Raw genomic sequence first — 22,932 nt, 5'->3', positions numbered from 1 at the left:
AAACTCTATCTTTTTATATGCTAGGGTGAATGCTATAATTTAATTAAAGTAAGACTAGCAGGAGGTATCATGGGACATACACATACAATTATTCCATACTACAGTATGAGTGAAGATGAACGAGTGTTTGAGTTTGGAATGACACCACAACAAGTGGCAAATCTAGATTCCAAAATATATGAGATAAAGGAAGATACTATTCGCAACTGGAGACTGGAACGACGTGGTGGATACAATACAGAATTTATTGATGACAAGTTAGTATCTGTAGGATTTCGAATCGATCCTACTTTTAATTCTTTTGAAGTAGATAATATTGATATAACAGATAAGGAAGGAATAGAAGAATTAAAGTCTAAACACGAACACTATGTATATGCAAATGGTGAAAGTACATTGTTTCCAGAGTTAGGATTACTTGTATCAGTTACACCATTCTGTGATGGATGGAGTAACCCACGACCTGGTGTGTTTAATCGTGATATTGTTGCCTTTTCTAAAGATATGCTTGACTACTATCGCTATAAATCACAAGTGCTTATACTTGAACCAATGAAAGGCGTAAGCATAGCAGGAAATACTAGTATCCAGTTTATGATGAAACCTGAAGATATTCATAAAGTCTGGAATTCACCAGAACATACATGGAAAAATTATGGCTCGCATAAACATATTATAGAGTATTATTTTAATCATGGTGTTGAATTGAGATATCGTGATTATGAAGTATCGTATAAATATAGTGAAGATATGCCTTTATATGATATTGAGCTTATTGAATCAAATGGGTGGCAAGTTGAAGTAGACGGGCTTCGTATCTTTCAAGACGATAAACTAACACAAATGAAAGATAAATATGAATATATTGAATCAAAAAAGAAAAAAGCAGTTGCATTTCCAACTCTTGGTATCTTCACCATGGGGTGTGGTGATAAGAAGAACAATCGAAAAGGTGCAGAAGGGAAAGTGATTTATCTTTGCAATAAAGATACAATTGAGTCGTTTATTCGTCACATAGATATATGGGATTAATATTAAAAAGCCACCGTATGGTGGCTTTATGCTATAAGTTTAAATTACAAATTGTCTCAGATAACGATAACTTAGAATAACAGAGTTATCAATATCATGGTTAGAAGATTCAAATGCTTTATCTTCTACTTCAATACAAGCATAACCCTTGTATCCAATGTCAGTTAATGCTGATACATATTTACCCCAATCTACATCACCTAGACCTGGTAGTTTGGGTGTCATATAAGAAAGTGGATATGCTAATACACCATAGTCATCCAATGCATCTTTACTTAACTTAATATCCTTGAAATGAATATGAAAGATGCGGTCTTTGAATTCATAAATTGGTTTTATATAATCCATTTGTTGCCAAACAAAGTGAGATGGGTCATAATTGATTCCAAAATTTTCATCAGGAATAATCTTAAACAATTCTCTCCAAATTGCTGGACTGGTAAAGATATTCTTACCTCCTGGCCACTCGTCTTGTGAGAACAGCATTGGGCAGTTCTCAATTGCAATACGAACATCTCTCTGTTTTGCATATTGAATAATTGAAGGCCATACATTAGAAAATTCGATAATGTTTTCTTCAATTGTCTTTTCCTGCATTCTGCCAATAAAGGTAGTAACTAAATTTACATCTAATAACGCTGCAGCATCAATTACTTTCTTTAAGTGACTGATGTTGTTTTCTCTTGCTTCTAAATCACTATCTAATGTATTAGGATAAAAAGCCAATGCTGATATTTCAATATTGTATTTCTTACAAATATCATGAATCTCATTTACTTTTCTATCATCTAAATTACTTACATCAATATGGGATACTCCTGCATATCTACGTTCAGCCTTTCCCACTGGCCAACATGCAACTTCTACACACTCGAAACCTTGCAAAGAAGCGAATTTAATCATTTCTTCAAAATCATAGTGTTCTAAAATAGCACTATTAATGCCTAATTTCATTTTTAAATTCCTTTCTTAATCGTAATTGGTGTTGATTCACGAACAATTAGTTCGGTATCCAACACAATTCTTTTGTTTGGGGTTTCAGGTCGTATAATTTTTTCTACTAATAACTCACATGATTGATAACCTAACTGATAAGCAGGTTGATCAATTGTCGTTAGTGGAGGATCTGCAATCGCGGCTAAATCAATGTTATCAAAACCAATAACTGCACAGTCCTCTGGAACACGTAATCCTTTTTTCTTACATGCTTTTAATACTCCCATTGCGAACACATCAGAAATACATAGGATGGCGTCCGGTCTTTCTTCTTGTTCTAACAGGTGTAAAGCATTTGAGTATGCCAGGTTGTAAGTAACCGATGACAAACGTACAATTGCATTTTCGTTTACGGGAACATCATTGTCTTCCATTGCTCTGCGAAATCCAACTTCTCTACGTTTTGCATAGTTATACTTAAAACTTGAATTCATGAAGGCAATCTTTTTTCTTCCACTTGCTAAAATAAACGAAGTAGAACGATACATTGCATCTTCATCATCAATACATACATAAGGAATATTTGCGTCTTCAATATATTCGGAACAGAAAACCATTGGACAACGGTAATTCAGTTTTTCTCCAATTTTCTGCAGTTGAGCACTGGTAACTGAAGATAAGAAAACAACTCCAGCAAATTTCTGTGATTTTAACACAGATTCATAGTCTTCAAATGTTGTATATAACTGTTTTGTCTGGAGTAATAAAATATCATATCCATGATTATGTGCGGAGTTTTGAATTCCATCAATAACCGGAACGATAAATGGGTTTTTTAATTCCGTAGCACAAACTAAAATCGTTTTACTGTCATGATCTGACAGTAAATCATTTCGTTTGATTTCAAAACCTAGTTCATGGATTGCTTCCATAACCTTTTGCTTTGTTGAATCCTTTACCTTGTCTTTCGCATTTATTACTCTAGATACTGTTGCTATTGAAACATCAGCGAGTTGTGCAACATCTTCAATTGTAGCCTTGTGTTGTTTACTCATAAACTGTCCTCCATCCAAATATATATGCATATTATACGGCTTAATATAAGATTAATCAATGCTTACATTCCAAAATGTAAAGAAAAAATGTAAAAAAGGACAAAATATATAAAAATTTACTGAAAAAGTCATATTTTTTACAAAAATAGGTTGACGGAGCGATTGTTAGGGCTTACAATGTAGTCGTAATAAATGTAAAAAATAAAAATTTACAGTAAAAAAGAGGTAAATATGTGTAAAAACAAAATAAAAGCTGCTGTAGTAGGTGGTGGATTCATTGGGAAACAACATATTGAAGCAATTAGAAGAATTCCAAATGCAGAAGTAGTTGCAATTGTGGAAACAACAATAGAGAGAGCAAAGACAATCGCAGAGCAATACCATATTCCTAATTATTATGATAACGAAGATGAATTGTTTGCATTAGAAGGTATTGATGTAATACATGTATGTACACCAAACTTTCTTCATTATGAAATGGCTAAGAAAGCACTGGAACATGATATGAATGTATTTTGTGAGAAACCGCTCTCCTTATCAGCTGAGCAATCACAGGCCTTGGTTGATATCGCATCTATGAGCACAGGGTTACACGCAGTGAATTTAAATTATCGCAGTAATGTAATGGTAAGAGAAATGAGAGAACAAGTGATCAATAAGAAGATTGGTAATTTATTATTAGTTCAAGCATCTTATATTCAAGACTGGTTAATGTACGATACCGATTATGACTGGCACTTTGTTCCTGATATGGTAGGGGCATCAAGAGCTGTTGCAGATATTGGATCACATGCGTTTGATTTGATACAGTTTATATCTGGTCAAAAAATAACTGATGTATTTGCAGATTTAATTAAAGTTTATCCAAAACGTAAAGAAAGCAAAGAAGAACGAGAAACATTCTCGGAAGTTGTAAGTGATAACTATGAAGAGGTAGCAGTACAGAACGAAGATGCTGCGTTTATCATTGCAAAGTTAGAAGATGGTACAAAGGTTTCGATTACAATATCACAGGTGACTGGTGGTCATAAAAATGATATTGAGGTTTGCATGAGCGGAAGTAAACAATCCATTACTTGGAAACAGGAACATGCAGATCGTTTATATATAGGTAAGCGTAATCGTGGAAATGAGCTGTTATATGCAGATGCGAAGTATGTATCTGATAAGGCAAAACGATTTATTGCATTACCAAATGGACATGCAGTAGGTTGGGCAGATGCATTTAAGAATTCAATCCAGGAGTTTTATCTGGCAATTGAGGATAAAGATAATAAAGAGTTGGATTATGTTGATTTCTATAAAGGACATTACTTAATGAAATTGATTGAAGCATGTATCGAAAGTAACAAGACACAGACGTGGATACATGTGAAATAGAAAGGAACCTATAATTATATGAAAAAAAGAATTGTTGCAGTGAATTCTAATTGCTATCATGGATACTCAATTGATGAAGCAATTGATGGAATTGCAAAGGCAGGATTCAATTACATTGAATTGACTGCTACTAAGGGCTGGACCGAGCATGTGTTTCCAGATATGAGTTTCGAAGAATTACTTCGTATCAAACAAAAATTAAATGACAACAACATCATACCAATTGGAATGAGTGGACATTGCAACTTAATGGATACAAGTAGATTAGTAGATTTTGAAAAGAACATTCACTTGGCTCATTTCTATGAATGTAAGTACATTGTATCTTCGATTGGTGAAGCACATATCGAAGATAAGGAATTAGCCAGTGATGAACAATTAGTAAATAATATTAAAAGTTTACTTCCATTGTTAACACAATACGACATGATGCTGGTACTGGAGGTACATGGTGATCATGGTAGTGGGGTCATCATTGATGAGATTGTAAAGAAAGTAGATTCGCCATATGTGAAGGTCGCTTACGATACAGCCAATGCTGTATTCTATGGTGATGTAGATGTCGTAAAAGACATGGAAGCATGTATGGATGATATTGCTTATATTCATATTAAGGATAAAGATGGTGAACAGAATGTATGGAACTTTCCTTATTTAGGAAAAGGTTATATACCATTTAATGATATTTTTGAATTATTAAAGAAACACAACAACAATGCTCCATTCAGTATTGAAATTGAGTTTACACAAGATGGACCAAAAGATTTAGCTGAAATTGATGATGCAGTTATGAAATCAAAAGAATATCTGGAAAGATATGGATATTAAAGGTGGTGAAAAAGTATGGTTAAAATAGCGATTGTAGGTGCTGGAGGTATGGGTAATGTCCATTACAAAAATTATCAGTATATAGATGATTGTGAAGTAGTCGCTATTGTAGGTAACGGATCAAATGATATCAATAATGCGAATGAGTGGAAATTACCACTTTATGAAAGCATTGATGAGTTAGTGAAACATGAAGAAGTAGATGCGATAGATATATGTACTCCAACGTTCCTTCACTATGATCATGTAATGCAAGGGCTAAAGCATAAGAAAGATGTAATTTGTGAGAAACCTTTAACCTTAAAAAAGAAATTAGCGCAAAAGATGTTTGATTATGCGAAAGAACAGTCTTGTCATTTATATGTGGCACATGTTGTACAGTTCACAAGACAGACACAGATATTAAAAGAAGTAATAAACAGTAAACAGTATGGAGAAGTATTGGATGGTTATTTTGAAAGACTATCAGCAGTGCCAAAGTGGGCAGTTAACAGCTGGTTGTTTGATAAGGAAAAGAGTGGCTTAATACCATTTGATTTACATGTACATGATTTGGATGTAATTGTCAGTTTGTTTGGGGTTTCTAAAGACATTACCTTTACATCATGCAGTGGAAATAAGGAATATCCAGAGCAATATCGTTTCTTATATAAATATAAGGATAAGAATATTGTAGGAGAAGCTGCCTGGTTCAATGCCAATATTCCATTCTGTGCACGATGGCGTGTTTATTTCGAAAAAGGATATCTGCTAAATGATGGTGAACATCTAATTATGTATCCTGAGGATGGAGATTCTATTTACTATGATGTAGAAGAAAAACAAAAAGTAAGTACGGGTATAAATGTCCCACCTACAGGAATGTATTTAGAAGAATTAAAACATTTTGTTTCATGTATTAAAAACAAAACTGCTTCAGAAATTGTAAGACCTGAACAAGTAATAGAAGTAATCGATATTTTAGAAACAATATCGAAGCATTCATAAAGTGCTAACTTACGAAAAGTAAGTGTAATAACTACAAAGGAGGAGAGCATGAAAAAACTATTAAAGTTATGTGTAGTTACAGTGATGGCACTCTCATTAGTTGCGTGTGGTGGCGGAGATAAAAAAGACGACACTGCAAATGAGGGAGGATCAACAGAAAAGTATAAGATTGGAATTTTGGCACCAGCAGTTACCCATGGATGGGTAGCAGCAGTTGCTTACTATGCTGAGGAAAAAGCAAAAGAATTAGATGCTGAAGTTGAATACAAGATTTACACTAGTAACAATGCTTCAGAAATGACAACACAATTAGATGACCTAAAAACATGGGGAGCAGATGCAATTGTAGCATTCCCACAATGGGAAGGTATGGAAGTACCAATCCAGGAAGCAATTGATGAAGGTATTGAAATCGTAAACTTTGATATTGAAATTGATGTCGATGGAGTTTACCGTGTTACTGGTGATAATGAAGAAATGGGTAAACTAGGAGCTGATTATATTGTTGAAAAGATTGGTACGACAGGAACTGTAGTTGTATTAGATGTACCATCATCAGGATCAGTTGCTCAACTTCGTAAAAAAGGATTTGAAGACAGAATGAAAGAAATCGCACCAGATGTAAAAATCGTTACATATGCTACTGAATTTACTAGAGAAGCAGGATTAAATGATATGTCTGATATTCTGACTGCAAATTCACAAATCGATGCAGTATTCTCAATGGATGATGAAACATCAATTGGAGCATTACAAGCAATCTCAGAAGCAGGAAGAAAAGATATTAAAGTAATTACTGGTGGAGGAGGAAGTCAAGAGTACTTCAAAATGATGCCAGAAAATGAAGAAATTTGGATTTCATCAGCATTGTATAGTCCAGACATGGTAGAAGATGCAGTTGAAACAGCATTAAAAATCTTAAAAGGTGAAGAAGTAGAAAAAGTTGTAGTTATCCCAACACAAATTGTTGACCGTGAAAACTATGAAGATTTCTTAGATGAAAATTCACCATATTAATGGAGAGTGAAGGGTTAACGCTTCGTTAACCCTTTTTGAAATAATTGGGAGATTATCATATGATCGAAATGAAAAACATTTGTAAATCCTTCGGCAGTAATCTGGTATTAGATGATGTTGATTTAAATGTTGAAAGTGGAAAGATACTGGCATTACTTGGAGAAAATGGTGCTGGTAAATCAACCCTTATGAATATTCTTGGTGGTGTCTTAAGCAGCGACCAGGGAAAGATAGTACTTGATGGACAAGAAGTGCAGTTTCATACACCTTCTCAATCTTTACATAAAGGAATTGCCTTCATTCATCAGGAACTAAATTTAATCAATGATTTACCTGTATATGAAAACATGTTCTTATCCAATGAAATTAAGAAGAATAGATTCTCTTTGGATATGAATAAAATGATTCAGGAAACACAGGAAATTTTTGATAAGTTACAGATTGATTTAGATCCAAAAGCAATGGTATCTTCACTTGATGCTTCTTATAAGCAGTTTGTGGAAATTGCCAGAGCATTAATGATGAATGCAAATTACATTATTATGGATGAACCAACAACTTCGCTGACTGGACCTGAAATAGAACGAGTGTTTGGAATTATGCGAAAGTTAAAGAAACAGGATGTGGGGATTATTTTTATTTCGCATAAGCTGGAAGAAGTAATGGAAATCTGTGACAACTATACAGTATTAAGAAATGGAAAGATGGTAGCTTGTGGTGAAACCAAAAGTACTAATCCACATGAACTTGCCAAACATATGGTAGGTCATGAAGTGCGTAGTGATGTATTGCATCGAGAAGTAGATGATAATAATAAAGTAGTTTTAAAAGTAGAAAAATTATCAAATGATAAAGATTTTGAAGATATTTCTTTTGAAGTAAAAGAAAAAGAAGTCTTAGGTATTACTGGATTACTAGGTGATGGAAGAAGTGAATTATTTCTTACTTTATTTGGTGATACTCCAAACTATACAGGTAAGGTGTATTTAAATGATAAAGAAATAAAAATAAAGAATATTCACAGTGCTTTACATAATGATATTGCTTATGTGCCTAAGAATCGAAAAGAAAACGCCATTATTAGTGATATGAATATACTGGAAAATGGAACTCTGGTATCACTAGGAAGATATGCTAATAAGTTAGGCATGATAAAAAAAGAAAAACAATGCGAAGAGTTCGAAAAAGAGAAACAGGCATTAAATATTAAAATGGGAAAAAATAGTGATTTGATTACAAGTTTATCAGGAGGGAATCAACAAAAGGTAGTGTTATCAAAATGGTTACTTAGTAGACCAAAAGTATTAATACTAGATAATCCTACACAGGGAGTTGATGTCGGTTCAAAGGAAGAAATCTATGATATTATCCATGAACTGGCAGAACAAGGTGTCGCAATTATTCTATTATCAAATGAAGCACAGGAAATCATTCGTACATGCAATCGTACATTGGTTATGTTTCATGGAAAGATACAAGGAGAATTACGAGGAGCAGATATGAATGATCATAAAATTATGACATTGGCAACAGGTAGTAAACTTGAGAATGCAAATAATGAGGTGTCACAATGAATAAAATAAAAACAAGTTCGTTTTTAGAAACGATGAAACTACAGATGAAAACCAATCCAATCTTTACTACTGGTATTGCTCTGTTGATTATGATTATCTTACAGACATTAGCATTAGGATTTAACTTTCCTAGTATAGGTTCTTGGTTTGATTCATGGATTAATAACTGGTTGAATATTCTAAGAAACAATGCCAGCATTGGTATTATTGCCTTAGGGATGACCTTTGTTATTATCTCTGGTGGGATTGAACTTGCGGTTGGTTCTACTTTGGTTGCAGTAAGTGCAGTGATGATGTTATTAATCAATGGTACACCTACAGGAATATTAACAGCGATGGGAATCACAGGAGTACCTGCTTTCATTATAGGTGTTCTGGTAGCGCTACTACTTGGAACTTTGCTTGGTAGTATTACAGGGGTAATTATTACCAAAGGTAAGATTCCTCCATTTATTGCAACCTTAGGTACTATGCAAATCTTACGTAGTGTTACACAACATTTTATGCAAAGTAAAAGTTTAATTGTACCTTCAGGATTTCTAAAGATTGCCAATTTCCAAATTGGTGGAAAATACTTATTACCAATTATTTATTGGGTTGTAATTGCTCTTATACTTGCATACGTTGCGAAAAAGACATTGTTTGGTCGTAGAGTATATGCGATTGGTTCAAATGAAAGAGCAGCTCGTTTATCTGGTATCAATGTAGATAAAGTACGTATAGGTGTATATGCATTAATCGGATTAATGGTAGGTGTAGCATCTATCTTACAAGTATCTAGAATAGGATCAATGGATTTTGCGAATGCAGGTAGTGGATTTGAAATGGATGCAATTGCTGCAGTTATAGTTGGTGGTACCAGTATGTCTGGTGGTAAAGGAACCATTTCCGGAACGATTATTGGTACATTAATTATTGCAGTTATGAATAACTTACTGAACTTGATGGGTGTTCCTCCATTCTTGCGTGATGCATTTAAGGGGTTCATTGTAATTGTAGCTGTATTAGTTCAAAGAAAAGAAAAAAATTCATAAAACGAAAGAGTTGTTATAGTTTATCGCTGATAGAGTATAATAACTCTTTTTGGTTTTGTATAGAAATGTTAGAATAAATAAGTACAAAGGAGAGCCACTTATGAATTATGATGCACTAATTATTATTGATATGCAGATAGCTTTAGTTGAAGATCATCCTTATAATGAAAGACTGATTATTGAGAATATAAAGAAACTTATAGAAGTATCTAGGAATAATGATGTTCCTATTGTTTATATTCAACATGATGGAGGAACTGGCGATGAACTGGAGTATGGAAGTGAAGGCTGGAAGATTTATAAAGAAATAGAGCCAGAGGCAGATGATAAAATCATTGATAAACAATATAACAGTATGTTTTATCAGACAAAACTACAAGAATACCTGAAATCAATTCATGCGAAAAATCTAATTCTTTGTGGTATGCAGAGTGAGTACTGCTTTGATGTTTCCTGCAAAGTAGCATTTGAAAATGGATACAAAGTAATTGTTCCCAAAGACACAACGACAACCTATGATAATGAGTTCTTCAAAGCAAAAGATTTAGTACGATATTATGAAGAAAAGATATGGGATGGTAGGTATGCTGATGTTGTTTCGGTTGAAATGATAGTTCAGGAATTAGATCATACGAATTAGAAGGTTTATACCTTCTTTTTTTGACACATTTTTGTGGCAAAAACAATCGATTTTAGAGGTAGGCAAAGTAATTTACAAAATATAATTTCCATGAGAAAATATCTCAATATCTATAAAATAAGTGAGCTTGATTTTACTAAACTTATAGACAGAAAGTTGAGATATTAATGAACAAAAATATGAAGATATTCAAGAAGTTTGTACTTCTTGTAATGATATTAGGTATGCTAATACCAACTGCTGTTTTTGCTCAAGATGAACTTGAAGAAGAGACAACGGAAACAACAAATGAAACAGAGGAAACAACTACTATAGAAGAACCAGAATTAGAAACGATTGAAGAAGAAACGATAGAGAGTGATTCAATCACTACGACAGAAAATAAAGAAATTGAAAAACAAAATAGTAATATTGTAACAACGGATGCAGAATTAGACACAAGTTATTCAATAACAGAGCTTTTTGGTGATGGAGATTTTGGATATATTGTTGATGCAATTAATACAGCATTATCAACACCAGGTGAAAGTGAATGGACACTTACACAATTGCAAAGCATTCAGTCTTTAATCTTTAGCAATTCAAACAGTGCAGACTTTCCAAGTGATCTAAGTGTTTTTACTAATCTGCAATCACTTTTTTTGGAAAACTTAGCTAGTATGGAAAAGGTAAGTTTTAGTTATAAGAATGCAAATACAAAACTAAAATATATTGATATTCGTCAAATGGAAAATTTAAAATCTATAACGAATCTTGATATTGATTTTTATAATGCAGAAGAAACGAATATTAGTATTGTAGATACTCCTAAACTAGTATCCTTTTCAAATATCCAAACTGCAAATGTGAAGTCATTAGATTTAGATATAAAGAATATTAATGATGATGTTGCAAATAAGATTGAAGCAAATAAAGATAATCATATTGAAACAACTCAGGATGGTGATCCAACACTGATTAATAATCTAGTTAATAATTATACGTATGCAGATGCTGCAAGTGATTTGACAAATCAGCCTTTAGAACTATCAGGTATAAATTTACAGGGGTTGAAAAGAATTTCTATAAATAATGCGTACATTAGTGAGTTGCCAATGATTACTGATTCAAATTATGAATCAATTCATATTGAAAATTCCATTATTAGAGATGTGAAAGATATAAATGGTAATTCCTATGATGATGAAGTTCAATCAATAATGGTTTATATTACAAATTCATTATTTGATAAAATAGGAAATATCAACATTCAAGGCGGAGAATCTTCAAATGTCTTGATAAATTTTATAAATGTTACTGCTAATTCAATTGGAACTAAGAATATCAGTTCTCAAATGTTATATGATAATTTATTTCAAAGTTATATAAAAGAAGTGGGAGGAGTTACATTTCAAAATATAGGTGAATCATCCAATTCAAATGACTCTTACTTTACTAGTATGAATGATAATTATATAGAATCGTTAGGATTAATAGAATCTAATCTAAATTCTCCATATGGTTCCTCTTACCATCATTTTTCCACATCTATTATTGATACGATAGAAGGAATTCAAGTTACAAATAACCAAACTGGTACCTTTGATGGTTTTCAAGGTTCCGTAGGAATGACAAATATCAACTCTAAAAGCCTAGGTAAGATAGTTATCAATTCACCACAATTAGCAAGTCAAGGAAATACGAGTGGTAGTTTTACTTCATACTATTCAAAGTTTGATAAAGTCGATTCTATAGAAATGGTTACTGATGCATCAGTTGCGTATTTAACAGAGAGTCAAATACAAGAACTGGGAGATATTGAGTTAACTGGATCACAATCATCAATTACTATTCAAAATTATGAGTTTGGAAGAACAGAAAAGATTGGTAATTTAATTATAAATAAGAAAGAACTGCCTAATGATTTTAACGCAGTTGACACATCAGCAAGTTTGACGATAGAGACGGCAACATCAATTTCTTCAATTGGTGATATTAAGGTAGAAACATATGATGAATCAGTAAATAGTCAATTAGTAATAGAACCACTCAATGGTGTAGAGATCACAATTGATAAAATAGGTTCAATTTCAGCAAACAAAGTAACAAGTATTGATTTTCATGATTTAAAGATTAAATCATTGGGACAACTTGATCTTCCAGAAATTGAAACATTGGATTTATCTGGTAATCTCTTAGCGAGGCTGATTGTGAAAGATGGTATGTTTCCAGATAGTTTGAGCGAATATTCGTTTGATGGTAATCAGATTGCTGGTCCATTACCAGTGAAGGATACAGTGAGAGAAGTAAGTAAACAATTGTATAACTTCTTTGATATTACAGAGGATAAAGTAGAAGACCAAAGTTATCTTTATGTGGAAGTTGATGGTGTTCGCTATGAAGGAAAACGTCCAATAGATAACACAGTAGCAACTGATTTATATACAATAACAGTACCTGAAGGTTCTGCCATTACAACTTCTGATTTAATAGAATTAGTGAAGATGTATGATAATGAATATGATGAAGAAGACAGTACTCGTTTGTTTTTTTATCATGTATGGAAATATGCAATACTATCAGATACGAATGAAACGGCAAGAATACAGTCAGCTAATTATTCAGATGAAATCACTTTAGAAAGTGACGAAGTTATCACAGGATTAAAAACAGGTGAAAACTATTTAGAGTTAAGTTTGTATGATGCTTCTACTGACGCAGGAAAAAATGAAAATGCTAAAGTTTATTTCCGTATCATTCAAGAAGGTAATGATGATGGAGAAGATGGTGGAAGTGAAACAGACAACGGTAACAACTCAGGAGAAGAACCAGGAACTGATAATGGTAGTACACCAGATGACAATAACAATACTGATAATAACACTGACAATGAAAACAATGTAAGTGATGGTGGCAATAAAGAGACAACCAGTTCATCAAACGATAAAACGAATACAGATGGATTAAAAACAGGAGATACAACGAATATAGGTTTGCTCTTACTGTTATTTGTAGTATCACTTGGTATTGGAAGTATTTATGTATATAGAAAGATAAAACATTAATATTTAAAAGAAGTACGAGCAACATAAAGCTTGTACTTTTTTTTGTGAAAAAAATGAACGGATATTCAATAAATTACGACTAAAGAAAGTACGAGAAAAATAGATATTGAAATTAATTCATAAAAATCCGTTTTTTTAGTGATTTCAATCGTCTATTAAATACAAATGTAAAAGAGGGCGAATCAATGAAGAATATATTGGATGAAAAATATATTGTGAGGTTAAAAGAAAATGATAAAGAGGCATTTGAGAAGGTGTTTTCACACTATAAGAATCAAGTGTACCTTTATGCATTATCAATCACAAAAAGTGAAGCTGATGCAGAAGACATTACTCAGAATGTATTTATTAAAGTTTTAAAAGAAATTAAACAACTGAAAGATGTTAAAGCATTTCGGTTTTGGATAAATAGGATTGCATATAGGGAAAGTTTAGACTATATGAAGCGTCATAAAAAGATGACTTATTTGCCAGAAGAAACGTTGATTTCAAACTTTAAGGAGGATAAGAAATCAAATATGGAGTTATACAACAAGGAGATAGTTGAAATTGTAAAGAACGAGATAGAAGGCTTATCAAACAAATATATGCCAATTGCAATTTTATACTATCTTGAAGAGTTCTCGGTAAGAGAAATCTCAGAAATAAGTTCGATTCCAATAAGCACAATACGTGATCGAATCAAAGTAATCAGTAAAAAAGTATCCACTACATTGAAAGAAAAAGGATATACTAGCAATCATTATTATTCAATTGCTGGAGTGCCAATTATTCTCTTTGTGTTAGAGAAAATAGCGAAAGACAATATGTTGAGTAAGGAAGCATCTGCAGAAGTATGGGAAGGTGTACAAAGAGAACTTCAATTCACTAATCCAAGTAAAGTACATAATATCGTTAAAGGAATAAGCGTGAAAAGTATTGTGACACTCGTGTCTGTAGGAACTTTAATATCTGTGGTATTGATAAGTGCTTATATGATGCAAAATACATCAGAACATAACACCAATCCATTTAGTATGTCTTCATTATCTATAATGTTTTCTAAATATATGTCTAGAGAAGATCATTATATCAATGAAATTCATTATGATGAAACCTTTGTACGTTACGAAGTCGAAGTCGAAGTACTTCTTGCGAAAGATGTGAAAGAAGAAGATATCAAAATAACTTTCAATAATGAAATACAAGACTTTGAATTCATTGACAATCATATTGTATTTTATGCCAAAGAAAATGGTGAATATGAAATAAAGGTAAAAAGAGATATAAGTAGATTTGAAATTACAAATATCGATAGAGAACTACCTATACTTATGTTTGTAGAAACGTTTGACCATTATACTATTTTACATATTGATGATGAATATAATCATTTAGATTATGATAATTCTTATGTTAATTATAGTAATCAGAAATACTATTTCTCAAAAAGTCATAAATTAGAGGAAAAGTTTACAGAAGAATACGTAGTTGTTTTACAAGATAAAACAGGAAAAAAAGTAACATATGAAATTAATAAATAAAAAATCCGTTTTTTTTCAAATCTTAATCGTCTATTATGCAGAGTACTTAAAATAGGTCTCTAATTGAAGGTTATCCTTACATCTTATATGTAACACGCCCTTTACATACATTTGATAAGGATAACCTTCAAATAATAGATATAGAAAGAAACTTTGGAAAAACTTAACTATTGGAGGAAAATATGAGAAAAACAACAAGAAAATTAATTAGTAGCCTAACTATTTTAACCTTAATATTTGGTTTAATAATTACTTCAGCAGTAAAAGCTACTGAAATAGAAGAATCAGTAACAGAAGAAGAGGTAGAAGAAACAGTGGGTGTCGTTGAGGATGAAACGACTGAAGATGAAGAGCAATTAGAAGAAATTGAAAATGAAGATCTTATTGAAGAGGAAATAAAAGAAATTACACCAACTATAGATACAGTTGATGTAGTTCCAACTTCAGGCATTGTCGCTTATAGTAGTGGATTGGTTGATGGTGTAACAACTCTTGAACAAGCCTTTCCTGATTCAATTTTCAGATCATGGGTGGCAGTAACTGTATTAGGGAAAACAGGTTATGACGATGCTACAGAAAAAGGTACACTTATAACTCAAAGTGATATTGATAAGATTGAAGCAAGAACATCTATTAGTGTAGCAAGTATGGGTATTGAATCATTGGTTGGAATAGAATACTTCACTGGAATAACATCGTTAATTGCAAATGGAAATAAGCTAACAGGTGTGTTAGATGTTACACATATGTCAGAATTAACAAATTTAACAGTTAATGTTAATCAATTAGAAAAGGTTGATGTTTCTGGTCTTGAGAAATTAAAAACATTATATGTTCAAAGTAATTTATTAACAGAACTAAACTTATCAAATAATACTTTATTAGAAATATTAAATGCTAGCGGTAACAAACTAACAGATATTGATGTAACTGATGCAATAAAACTAACAAATTTTCAGATAAATACTAATGAATTAACAGAAATAGATTTATCTAATAATGATAAATTAGTAACACTAAGATTGGATGCAAATAAGTTAACAGGAACAATAGATGTTACACATATGGAAAGTTTAACATCGTTATATGTAAATGCTAATCAGTTGGAAAAAGTAAATGTATCTGGACTTAGTAAATTAAAAACATTTTATGCACACAACAATCTAGCAACAGAAATAAGTTTATCAGGAAATGTAGCATTGGAACTTCTTAATGCAAGTAATAATAAATTAACAGATATTGATATAACGGAAGCAAAAAAACTAACGAATTTCCAAATACAAACGAATGAATTAACAGAAATAGATTTATCTCAAAATGATAAATTATCAACATTAAGAGTAGATGCAAACAAATTGTCAGGAACTTTAGATCTTACTCATATGTCAGAGTTATCATTACTTTATACAAATGCTAATCAATTAGAGATGATTGATGTGTCAGAACTTACTAAACTAAAGACATTTTATGCAAATAATAACTCACTTGTAGAGTTGAAGCTATCAGGAAATACAACATTAGAATTATTAAATGTATCTAATAACAGACTTACAAATATAGATGTTACAGATGCATTAAATCTTACAAGCCTTCATATAAATACAAATGAATTAACATCTGTAGATGTTTCTAAAAATAGTAAATTAACAGCATTAAGAGTAGATGCAAATAAACTAACAGGGACATTAGATGTTACACATATGGAAAATTTATCATCATTTTATGCAAATGCTAATCAATTAGAAAAAATAAATGTATCTAATTTAGCAAAACTTAAAACAATGTATGTACATGGAAATGTATTATCAGAATTAGGATTGTCAGGAAATACAGCATTAGAACTATTGAATGCAAGTAATAATAAATTAGCAGATATAGATGTATCAGACGCGATTAACTTAACAAGTTTTAGTGTGAATACAAACAAACTAACAACAATAGATATATCAAACAACAGTAAACTAACAATATTAAGAGTAGATGATAATAAATTGGTAGGAACACTAGATGTTACCCATATGAGTAATTTGGCAACATTACATGTAAATACTAATATGCTAGATAATGTTAATGTGACTGGACTTACAAAGCTAACAACGTTTTATTCGTTTTATAATCCTAAACTATCTGTTAATTTATCTGGAATCAATACACTAACAAATTTATCTATTTCAAAAGCATCGAATGCTAATTTAAGCAAACTAACTGGATTTTATGTTACAGGGAGTAAAGAAAAAAATACTCCTATGGTTCGATTAAGTGCAACTGCTGGTGCATTCTCGTGGGATGCAACATCTGGATACTATGTAATTGCACCATCTATGAATGCACAGTATGCTGTAGGAGTTCCTAAATATGATGAAGAGAATAGTTTCATAGGAATAGGAGTAACTGCATTTACTGATTTATCACAAGGTGCACTTATGGATAATGAAGGGAATCTTGTTATTGGGGCTTCACTAAATGATATTGATGAAAATGGAAAGATTAGTCTTGGCAGTGGAACCGTAATTACTGGTGATGGTGTGTATGATTTTGATGGTAGGTTCTCTGTGAGTGATGGAGTAATCACTACAGATGAAGACTATACATTCTCAAAGAATATTATTGATGAAAATGGAACAGCAATAGTTGGTGGAGAAACAATTACGATAACAGTACCAGAGGATGGTTCAGTTATAATTGATACAGTTACACCATCGTCAAGCTTACCTGCAGGAAGTACAGTGGTAAATAATGATGGAGATAAAACATATGTATCGGGACCAGCGAATGTAGATAAAGATGGAAATGTTTCTTCTGATGATTATGTAATAACAGTACCAGCTGATAAAGTTGGTGAGATTGAAGACAATGGAACTAGTGTAAAACTACCAGATGGATCAACTGTCACAACAGGAGATGAAACAATCATTTATCCTAGAGAAATTGTTATTGAGGAAGGAACGATTAAGTTCTTGCCATTTGATAATTTACTTAGTGAAAATGGAACAGACTTAAGTGATGATGTTACACAAGATGATTTAGATAAAGCAAAAGAAGTTCTAAATAATATTGATGATGGAAAACTGAAAGAAGAATTAAAGGATAAATTAGATACTGCGCAAGATATGTTAGATGCAATCAATGCAGTTGATGATTTATTTGATAAAGATGGAAATATCAAAGATGATATAGACGATGATGATATCAAGGATGTAGAAGATTTGATTGATGAATTACCTGATGGTGATTTAAAAGATAAATTACAAAATGAAGTAGACAAAGCAAAAGATCAACTTGAGGAAAGAGAAAAACAAAAAGATAGAGAAAAGTTGGAGAAGGATGCTAAAGACAAGGTAGATAATTTATTTACAGATAGTACACATACTGCAATTAAAGATAGTACCGATCAAGCAGTAATTGATGATGCTCAAAAGGCAGTAAATAGACTTCCTGAAAGCGAATTAAAATCTGAACTGCAAAAGGAAGTAGATAAAGCACAAGCAATGCTGGATGCAAGAAATGCAGTGAATGATTTGATTGATGGTAATGGAACAATCAAGGATGATGTAACACAAGATGATGTTGATCATGCGAAAGATTTGGTTAATAAATTACCAGATAGTTCTTTGAAGGATTCACTATTGGATAAATTAAAAGAAGTACAAAATCAATTGGATATTTTAAATGCTAATAAGAATGGAACAGGCGTTATTGCAAAACCTTCAACTCCACCAAATGACAAAGTGATTACAAATAATCCAAGTGTTTCAACATCAGATTCAACAAACCTAATGATGCTTATTTCATTACTTGTAGTATCTGGATTCTATATTGGAATTAGAAGATTTAAGAAGCAAAAATAAATAATTAGAATTACAAGGAGAGAATCTTTTATGATTTTCTTCTTTTTTTCTGTTGACATAAAGTGCACTTCATAGTGTATGCTATATCCAGAGGTACAATTATGAACTATACAATCAAGCAGGTAGCAGATGAATTAGAACTAAAGGTTTCTACCTTACATTACTATGATCGAGAAGGTTTATTACCTACAATCATTCGTGATACAAACAATAGTCGTGTCTTTTCTAAAGATGACATTGAATGGATTTATATGATTAAAGCAATGAGAGATACAGGAATGAGTATTGGAGATATTAGGCAGTATATCAAACTGGTTCCACAGGGAAGAGAAAGTGTGGAAGCGAGAAAAGAAATATTAGAAAAGCATCAACACTATATTGAAGAACAAATGAAAGCATACCAGTTTATCTCAATGGCACTGAAAGAGAAATTAAGCTATTATGAGCGTGTAATAGCAGGTGAAGAAGAGAATAACTGTTATGACTATAAAGATGAGTGGGAGAGCTTCAAAAAGCTGATACCAGGAGGCACAATACGATGAGTTCAGCATTAATAACAGGAACAACCAGTGGATTAGGGTATGAATTTGCAAGATTATTTGCGAAAGATAAATATGACTTAGTTTTAGTATCGAGAAATATGGAGAAATTAAAGAAGCAGAAAGAAGAGTTAGAGAAAGAATTTTCGATTCAAGTATCTGTATATGCATTTGACTTAGCCAAACCCAATGCAGCTAAAGAAGTATTTGAAACTGTAAGTGAGCAAATTGATATTCTAGTTAATAATGCAGGGTTTTATGAGCATGGTAACTTTCATGAATCTAATTTAGACAAAGAATTAGAAATGGTTGAACTACATAATACGTTTCTTACAGCTTTAACAGGTTATTATGTACAAGGAATGGTTCAGAGAAAACAAGGAAAGATATTAAATATTGCAAGTGCAGCAGCCTTTGCGGCATTACCTTATGGTGCAGTATATGGAGCTACAAAGTCTTATGTGTTATCTTTTTCAAAAGCACTGCATGTAGAGTTAAAACAACATGGAGTTTCAGTAAGTGCATTATGTCCAGGAGCGACTGAGACTGAGTTTGCGAAAAAGTCAGATATTGAATCCACTCCACTATTTACTGGAGTAGTAATGAAAGCAGATAAAGTTGCTGCAATTGGGTATCGTGGATTAATGAAAAATAAGAATATGATTGTTCCTGGCTGGTACACAAAAGGAATGTACTTTTCTTCAAAGATAGCACCAGTTGCATTTGTAAATAAAATCTTATTGTGGATGATGAGAAAGAAGTAGATAAATAATAACTGGATATAATAATCCTATGAGTGATAACATATTTAGCGTAATTGCAGGAATAGTTTTACTAGCATTGGTAATAGGAACAATACTAGTATATATACTTCCAGATTATAATAGAAAAAGAAAACAACACATACGAGAATTGGCAACCGTTATACGTAAAGAAACATATGATGTTCAAAATCGTGCAAGTCGTTCCATGAGTCACTACACTTCTCATGAAGTAACTTTTCAGTTACCAGATAAAGAAAAGACATTTATAATAGATCCAATCTTTTACAATCGTCTACAAATAGGAAACCGAGCGATGCTGGAGTATACAAATTATGGTGACTTTATATCTTTTGGTGATTATATAAAGGAAGAGGTAGACAAAGAAGATGAACTACCTAGCAGGATATAAAAAACTTCTGATTACTCAGAAGTTAATAAACGATTACTTAGTGGAAGTTTTGATTCATCAGAATTAAAAATATCCACTTTTTTATTTTGTTTTGCTAATAGGTTATCTTGATTTAAAAGGTGTTTCAAATGATTTGCTGTTCCCAGATTACCATCGATTAAAACAGTTGAAGGACCAAAGTAAGTTTGAATCTCGTTTTTTAGAAATACAAAGTGAGTACATCCAAGAACGACACTATCAATATGTTTATCATCAAGTTCATTCTTATATTGATCAATCTGATTGTTTACAGCCTGTTGAATATTAGAACCATCATTTTCCACGATACTTACAAAATCAGGACAAGGCATCTTAATAATCTGATTATAACTATCATATTGATGCATGAGTTTTGCGAACTTTTTCTCCTTTAGCGTAAGTGGTGTCGCCATAACTACGATATTCTGATTTTCTTTTCCATTAGCCGCAACCTTTAGTGCAGGTTCCATTCCAATAATAGGAATAGAATATCTGTCTCTTAATGTTTGTACAGCTACACTAGTTGCTGTATTACAAGCAATTACAATTGCTTTTACTCCTTTATCAATGAAATCATCACAGATTTCAATACAGCGATTCACTACTTCTTCCTTAGGTTTTGTTCCATAAGGAGAATTGGCAGAATCTCCAAAATAGATAAAGTGCTCTTCTGGTAAAACCTCCAGGCATGTTTTTAATACACTAATACCTCCTAAACCAGAATCAAAAATTCCAATTGGCGAATTTTCATTTATCATTTCATCACCTCAAACTACAAATATTATAACACAAAAAGAACCTTTCAAATTGAAAGGTTACACTCTATATATCATATCGATTATTTCTTTTTTTAAAACAGTTTCTAATACTGCTTTTGCTTCTTTGTCACTGGATTGGCCAAAGAAATTTTCATAACTTATATGAAATCCCAGCTTACCATACAAACCAACTGCAGGAGCACTCCATGTCTGTGTATGTAAATAAATTGTCTTTGGGATTTCCGTACTTAGAAACTGATGCAACGCGTATACGACAACAGCCTTCCCTAAACCAAGTCCTTGTGCATCTGGAGATACACTCACCCAATGCAACAATGGGAAATGAGCAGTTTCATTTTCGCGATACCATGCTGTAGCAGTTGCTACATACTGTCTTTCTCCATTTAGAATGAAACACATACGTTTATATAGTTCCTCTTTATAAGGAGCAAATACTTTATTGAAATAAGCTAGTGCATCATCAACTGAATTGAATTCTCCAACACTCGTTTCTACCTGGGCCCACTTCTGTTCATCACCATCTTCATACATTTTATAAGTATATCCATCAGGTAGGTCAATTATCTTATGAGCAGTTGCTGTTGCAAAATCTGCCTTCATGATAATATCGTAATAAGGTAGCGATTTATCTAACATATTATTTACCTGTATCCAAGATATAAGTATCAATTACTTCTGCAATTGCATTTTCATTGTTTGTTGCTTTGGTTACTACATCAGCAAGATCTTTGATTTCGTCAATGGCATTTGAAACTGCTACTCCAAGACCCGCATCTTTCACTAATCCAACATCATTAAAGTTATCACCAACACCAATTGTTTCTTCAATACCAATTCCAAGGTGATCAGCTAAAGCTTTTAATCCAACACCCTTGTGAATTCCTATTGCATTTAGTTCGTAGAAGCGGTTACTAGAAAACGATGTAGTTACATGACCATCAACAATTGGTTTCATCTCATCTGCAAAACTTCTGAAGTAATCATAACCTCCAACTTTTTCATAAAGGACTTTTATTATTATTTTATCTTTAAGAAAATCAAAATCATCATTGTCCATAAAAACAAGATTGGTTCCAAAGTTATTAACACGTTCCTTTGTTTCTTCCGTAGTGTGATAAAAATATACTTTTTCAGGAGTAAATATTTCTACTGCCAAATCTTTGTTTAGTCCAAATTCAAATAGTTCTTTAGCTTTTTCAAACGGTAATGGAGTACAGCTAATTACTTTATTTGTACTATTTTCTATTACAATGGCTCCATTTGTTAAAATACTATATTCATTATCATGCATCAAATCCAAATCATCATACAGACTTCCTAAAAACCCAGGACCTCTTCCACTACATGGAACAACTTTAACGCCTGCAGCTCTTGCTCTTGCAATCGCTTCTCTATTTCCTTCATCAATCTGATGATCATCATTGAATAATGTCTCATCTAAGTCAAGTGCTAGTAATTTATACATGTTTCTCTCCTCTATGTCGTACCCCAATATTATAGCATAAAGCCAATAATAAAGGGGCAA

19 protein-coding genes are annotated in these 22,932 nt (G+C 32.2%); 14 read left to right on the top strand and 5 right to left on the bottom strand.

What is annotated here, in order from left to right:
- The first annotated feature begins 69 nt into the window (after positions 1–69).
- The gene (locus J2S15_RS07315) at positions 70–1,032 is read left to right on the top strand and encodes a hypothetical protein (RefSeq protein WP_307406869.1); all 963 of its coding nucleotides are present in this window, start codon (positions 70–72) and stop codon (positions 1,030–1,032) included.
- Between the two features lie 39 nt (positions 1,033–1,071).
- Here J2S15_RS07315 and J2S15_RS07310 read toward each other — a convergent pair whose 3' ends face one another.
- Positions 1,072–1,986 carry a sugar phosphate isomerase/epimerase family protein gene (locus tag J2S15_RS07310; RefSeq protein WP_307406868.1) on the bottom strand — a complete coding sequence of 305 codons (915 nt, stop codon included), beginning with the start codon at positions 1,984–1,986 and terminating at the stop codon, positions 1,072–1,074.
- 2 nt (positions 1,987–1,988) lie between these two features.
- A complete protein-coding gene (locus J2S15_RS07305) occupies positions 1,989–3,023 on the bottom strand; it encodes a LacI family DNA-binding transcriptional regulator (RefSeq protein ID WP_307406866.1) in 1,035 nt (344 codons plus the stop codon).
- Between the two features lie 231 nt (positions 3,024–3,254).
- Here J2S15_RS07305 and J2S15_RS07300 point away from each other — a divergent pair, with 231 nt between their 5' ends.
- The 13 genes from J2S15_RS07300 to J2S15_RS07240 all read left to right on the top strand — a co-directional run bounded on the left by J2S15_RS07300 (position 3,255) and on the right by J2S15_RS07240 (position 20,610).
- The gene (locus tag J2S15_RS07300) at positions 3,255–4,403 is read left to right on the top strand and encodes a Gfo/Idh/MocA family protein (protein ID WP_307406865.1); all 1,149 of its coding nucleotides are present in this window, start codon (positions 3,255–3,257) and stop codon (positions 4,401–4,403) included.
- A gap of 18 nt (positions 4,404–4,421) precedes the next feature.
- On the top strand, positions 4,422–5,231 hold the full coding sequence (locus J2S15_RS07295) for a sugar phosphate isomerase/epimerase family protein (RefSeq protein WP_307406864.1): 810 nt from the start codon (positions 4,422–4,424) through the stop codon (positions 5,229–5,231).
- A 15-nt stretch (positions 5,232–5,246) separates the two neighbouring features.
- On the top strand, positions 5,247–6,218 hold the full coding sequence (locus J2S15_RS07290) for a Gfo/Idh/MocA family protein (RefSeq protein ID WP_307406862.1): 972 nt from the start codon (positions 5,247–5,249) through the stop codon (positions 6,216–6,218).
- Between the two features lie 48 nt (positions 6,219–6,266).
- The gene (locus tag J2S15_RS07285; RefSeq protein WP_307406860.1) at positions 6,267–7,235 is read left to right on the top strand and encodes an ABC transporter substrate-binding protein; all 969 of its coding nucleotides are present in this window, start codon (positions 6,267–6,269) and stop codon (positions 7,233–7,235) included.
- 59 nt (positions 7,236–7,294) lie between these two features.
- Positions 7,295–8,809, top strand: coding sequence for a sugar ABC transporter ATP-binding protein (locus tag J2S15_RS07280; RefSeq protein ID WP_307406859.1), 1,515 nt, complete (start codon positions 7,295–7,297; stop codon positions 8,807–8,809).
- Positions 8,806–9,843: an ABC transporter permease gene (locus J2S15_RS07275; protein WP_307406857.1), complete on the top strand. Its 1,038-nt coding sequence runs from the start codon at positions 8,806–8,808 to the stop codon at positions 9,841–9,843. The genes J2S15_RS07280 and J2S15_RS07275 overlap by 4 nt, the downstream gene beginning before the upstream one ends.
- 100 nt (positions 9,844–9,943) lie before the next feature.
- A complete protein-coding gene (locus J2S15_RS07270; RefSeq protein ID WP_307406856.1) occupies positions 9,944–10,483 on the top strand; it encodes a cysteine hydrolase family protein in 540 nt (179 codons plus the stop codon).
- A gap of 167 nt (positions 10,484–10,650) precedes the next feature.
- Positions 10,651–13,527: a hypothetical protein gene (locus tag J2S15_RS07265; RefSeq protein WP_307406855.1), complete on the top strand. Its 2,877-nt coding sequence runs from the start codon at positions 10,651–10,653 to the stop codon at positions 13,525–13,527.
- A gap of 185 nt (positions 13,528–13,712) precedes the next feature.
- Positions 13,713–15,050 (top strand): RNA polymerase sigma factor, encoded by a 1,338-nt coding sequence (locus J2S15_RS07260; protein WP_307406853.1) that lies wholly within the window; start codon positions 13,713–13,715, stop codon positions 15,048–15,050.
- Positions 15,051–15,232: 182 nt separating this feature from the next.
- The gene (locus J2S15_RS07255; protein ID WP_307406852.1) at positions 15,233–18,898 is read left to right on the top strand and encodes a toxin Cry1Ac domain D-VI-related protein; all 3,666 of its coding nucleotides are present in this window, start codon (positions 15,233–15,235) and stop codon (positions 18,896–18,898) included.
- Positions 18,899–18,999: 101 nt separating this feature from the next.
- Positions 19,000–19,440 carry a MerR family transcriptional regulator gene (locus J2S15_RS07250; protein ID WP_307406850.1) on the top strand — a complete coding sequence of 147 codons (441 nt, stop codon included), beginning with the start codon at positions 19,000–19,002 and terminating at the stop codon, positions 19,438–19,440.
- Positions 19,437–20,201 carry an SDR family NAD(P)-dependent oxidoreductase gene (locus J2S15_RS07245; protein ID WP_307406848.1) on the top strand — a complete coding sequence of 255 codons (765 nt, stop codon included), beginning with the start codon at positions 19,437–19,439 and terminating at the stop codon, positions 20,199–20,201. Before J2S15_RS07250 ends, J2S15_RS07245 begins: the two co-directional genes overlap by 4 nt.
- Positions 20,202–20,229: 28 nt before the next feature.
- On the top strand, positions 20,230–20,610 hold the full coding sequence (locus J2S15_RS07240; protein WP_307406846.1) for a hypothetical protein: 381 nt from the start codon (positions 20,230–20,232) through the stop codon (positions 20,608–20,610).
- A gap of 11 nt (positions 20,611–20,621) precedes the next feature.
- Here J2S15_RS07240 and murI read toward each other — a convergent pair whose 3' ends face one another.
- From murI to J2S15_RS07225, 3 genes are read right to left on the bottom strand one after another with little or no spacing between them, the layout of a single operon-like run.
- The gene (murI, locus tag J2S15_RS07235) at positions 20,622–21,386 is read right to left on the bottom strand and encodes a glutamate racemase (RefSeq protein ID WP_307406844.1); all 765 of its coding nucleotides are present in this window, start codon (positions 21,384–21,386) and stop codon (positions 20,622–20,624) included.
- 57 nt (positions 21,387–21,443) lie between these two features.
- Positions 21,444–22,043 carry a GNAT family N-acetyltransferase gene (locus tag J2S15_RS07230; RefSeq protein WP_307406843.1) on the bottom strand — a complete coding sequence of 200 codons (600 nt, stop codon included), beginning with the start codon at positions 22,041–22,043 and terminating at the stop codon, positions 21,444–21,446.
- Position 22,044: 1 nt separating this feature from the next.
- Complete coding sequence (locus J2S15_RS07225) at positions 22,045–22,872, bottom strand: Cof-type HAD-IIB family hydrolase (RefSeq protein ID WP_307406841.1); 828 nt, start codon at positions 22,870–22,872, stop codon at positions 22,045–22,047.
- Positions 22,873–22,932: the final 60 nt, after the last annotated feature.

The sequence above is a fragment of the Breznakia pachnodae genome, assembly GCF_030814225.1.
GTDB classification, from domain to species: Bacteria; Bacillota_I; Bacilli_A; order Erysipelotrichales; family Erysipelotrichaceae; genus Breznakia; species Breznakia pachnodae.
This window is presented reverse-complemented; position numbering and strand designations above follow the sequence as displayed.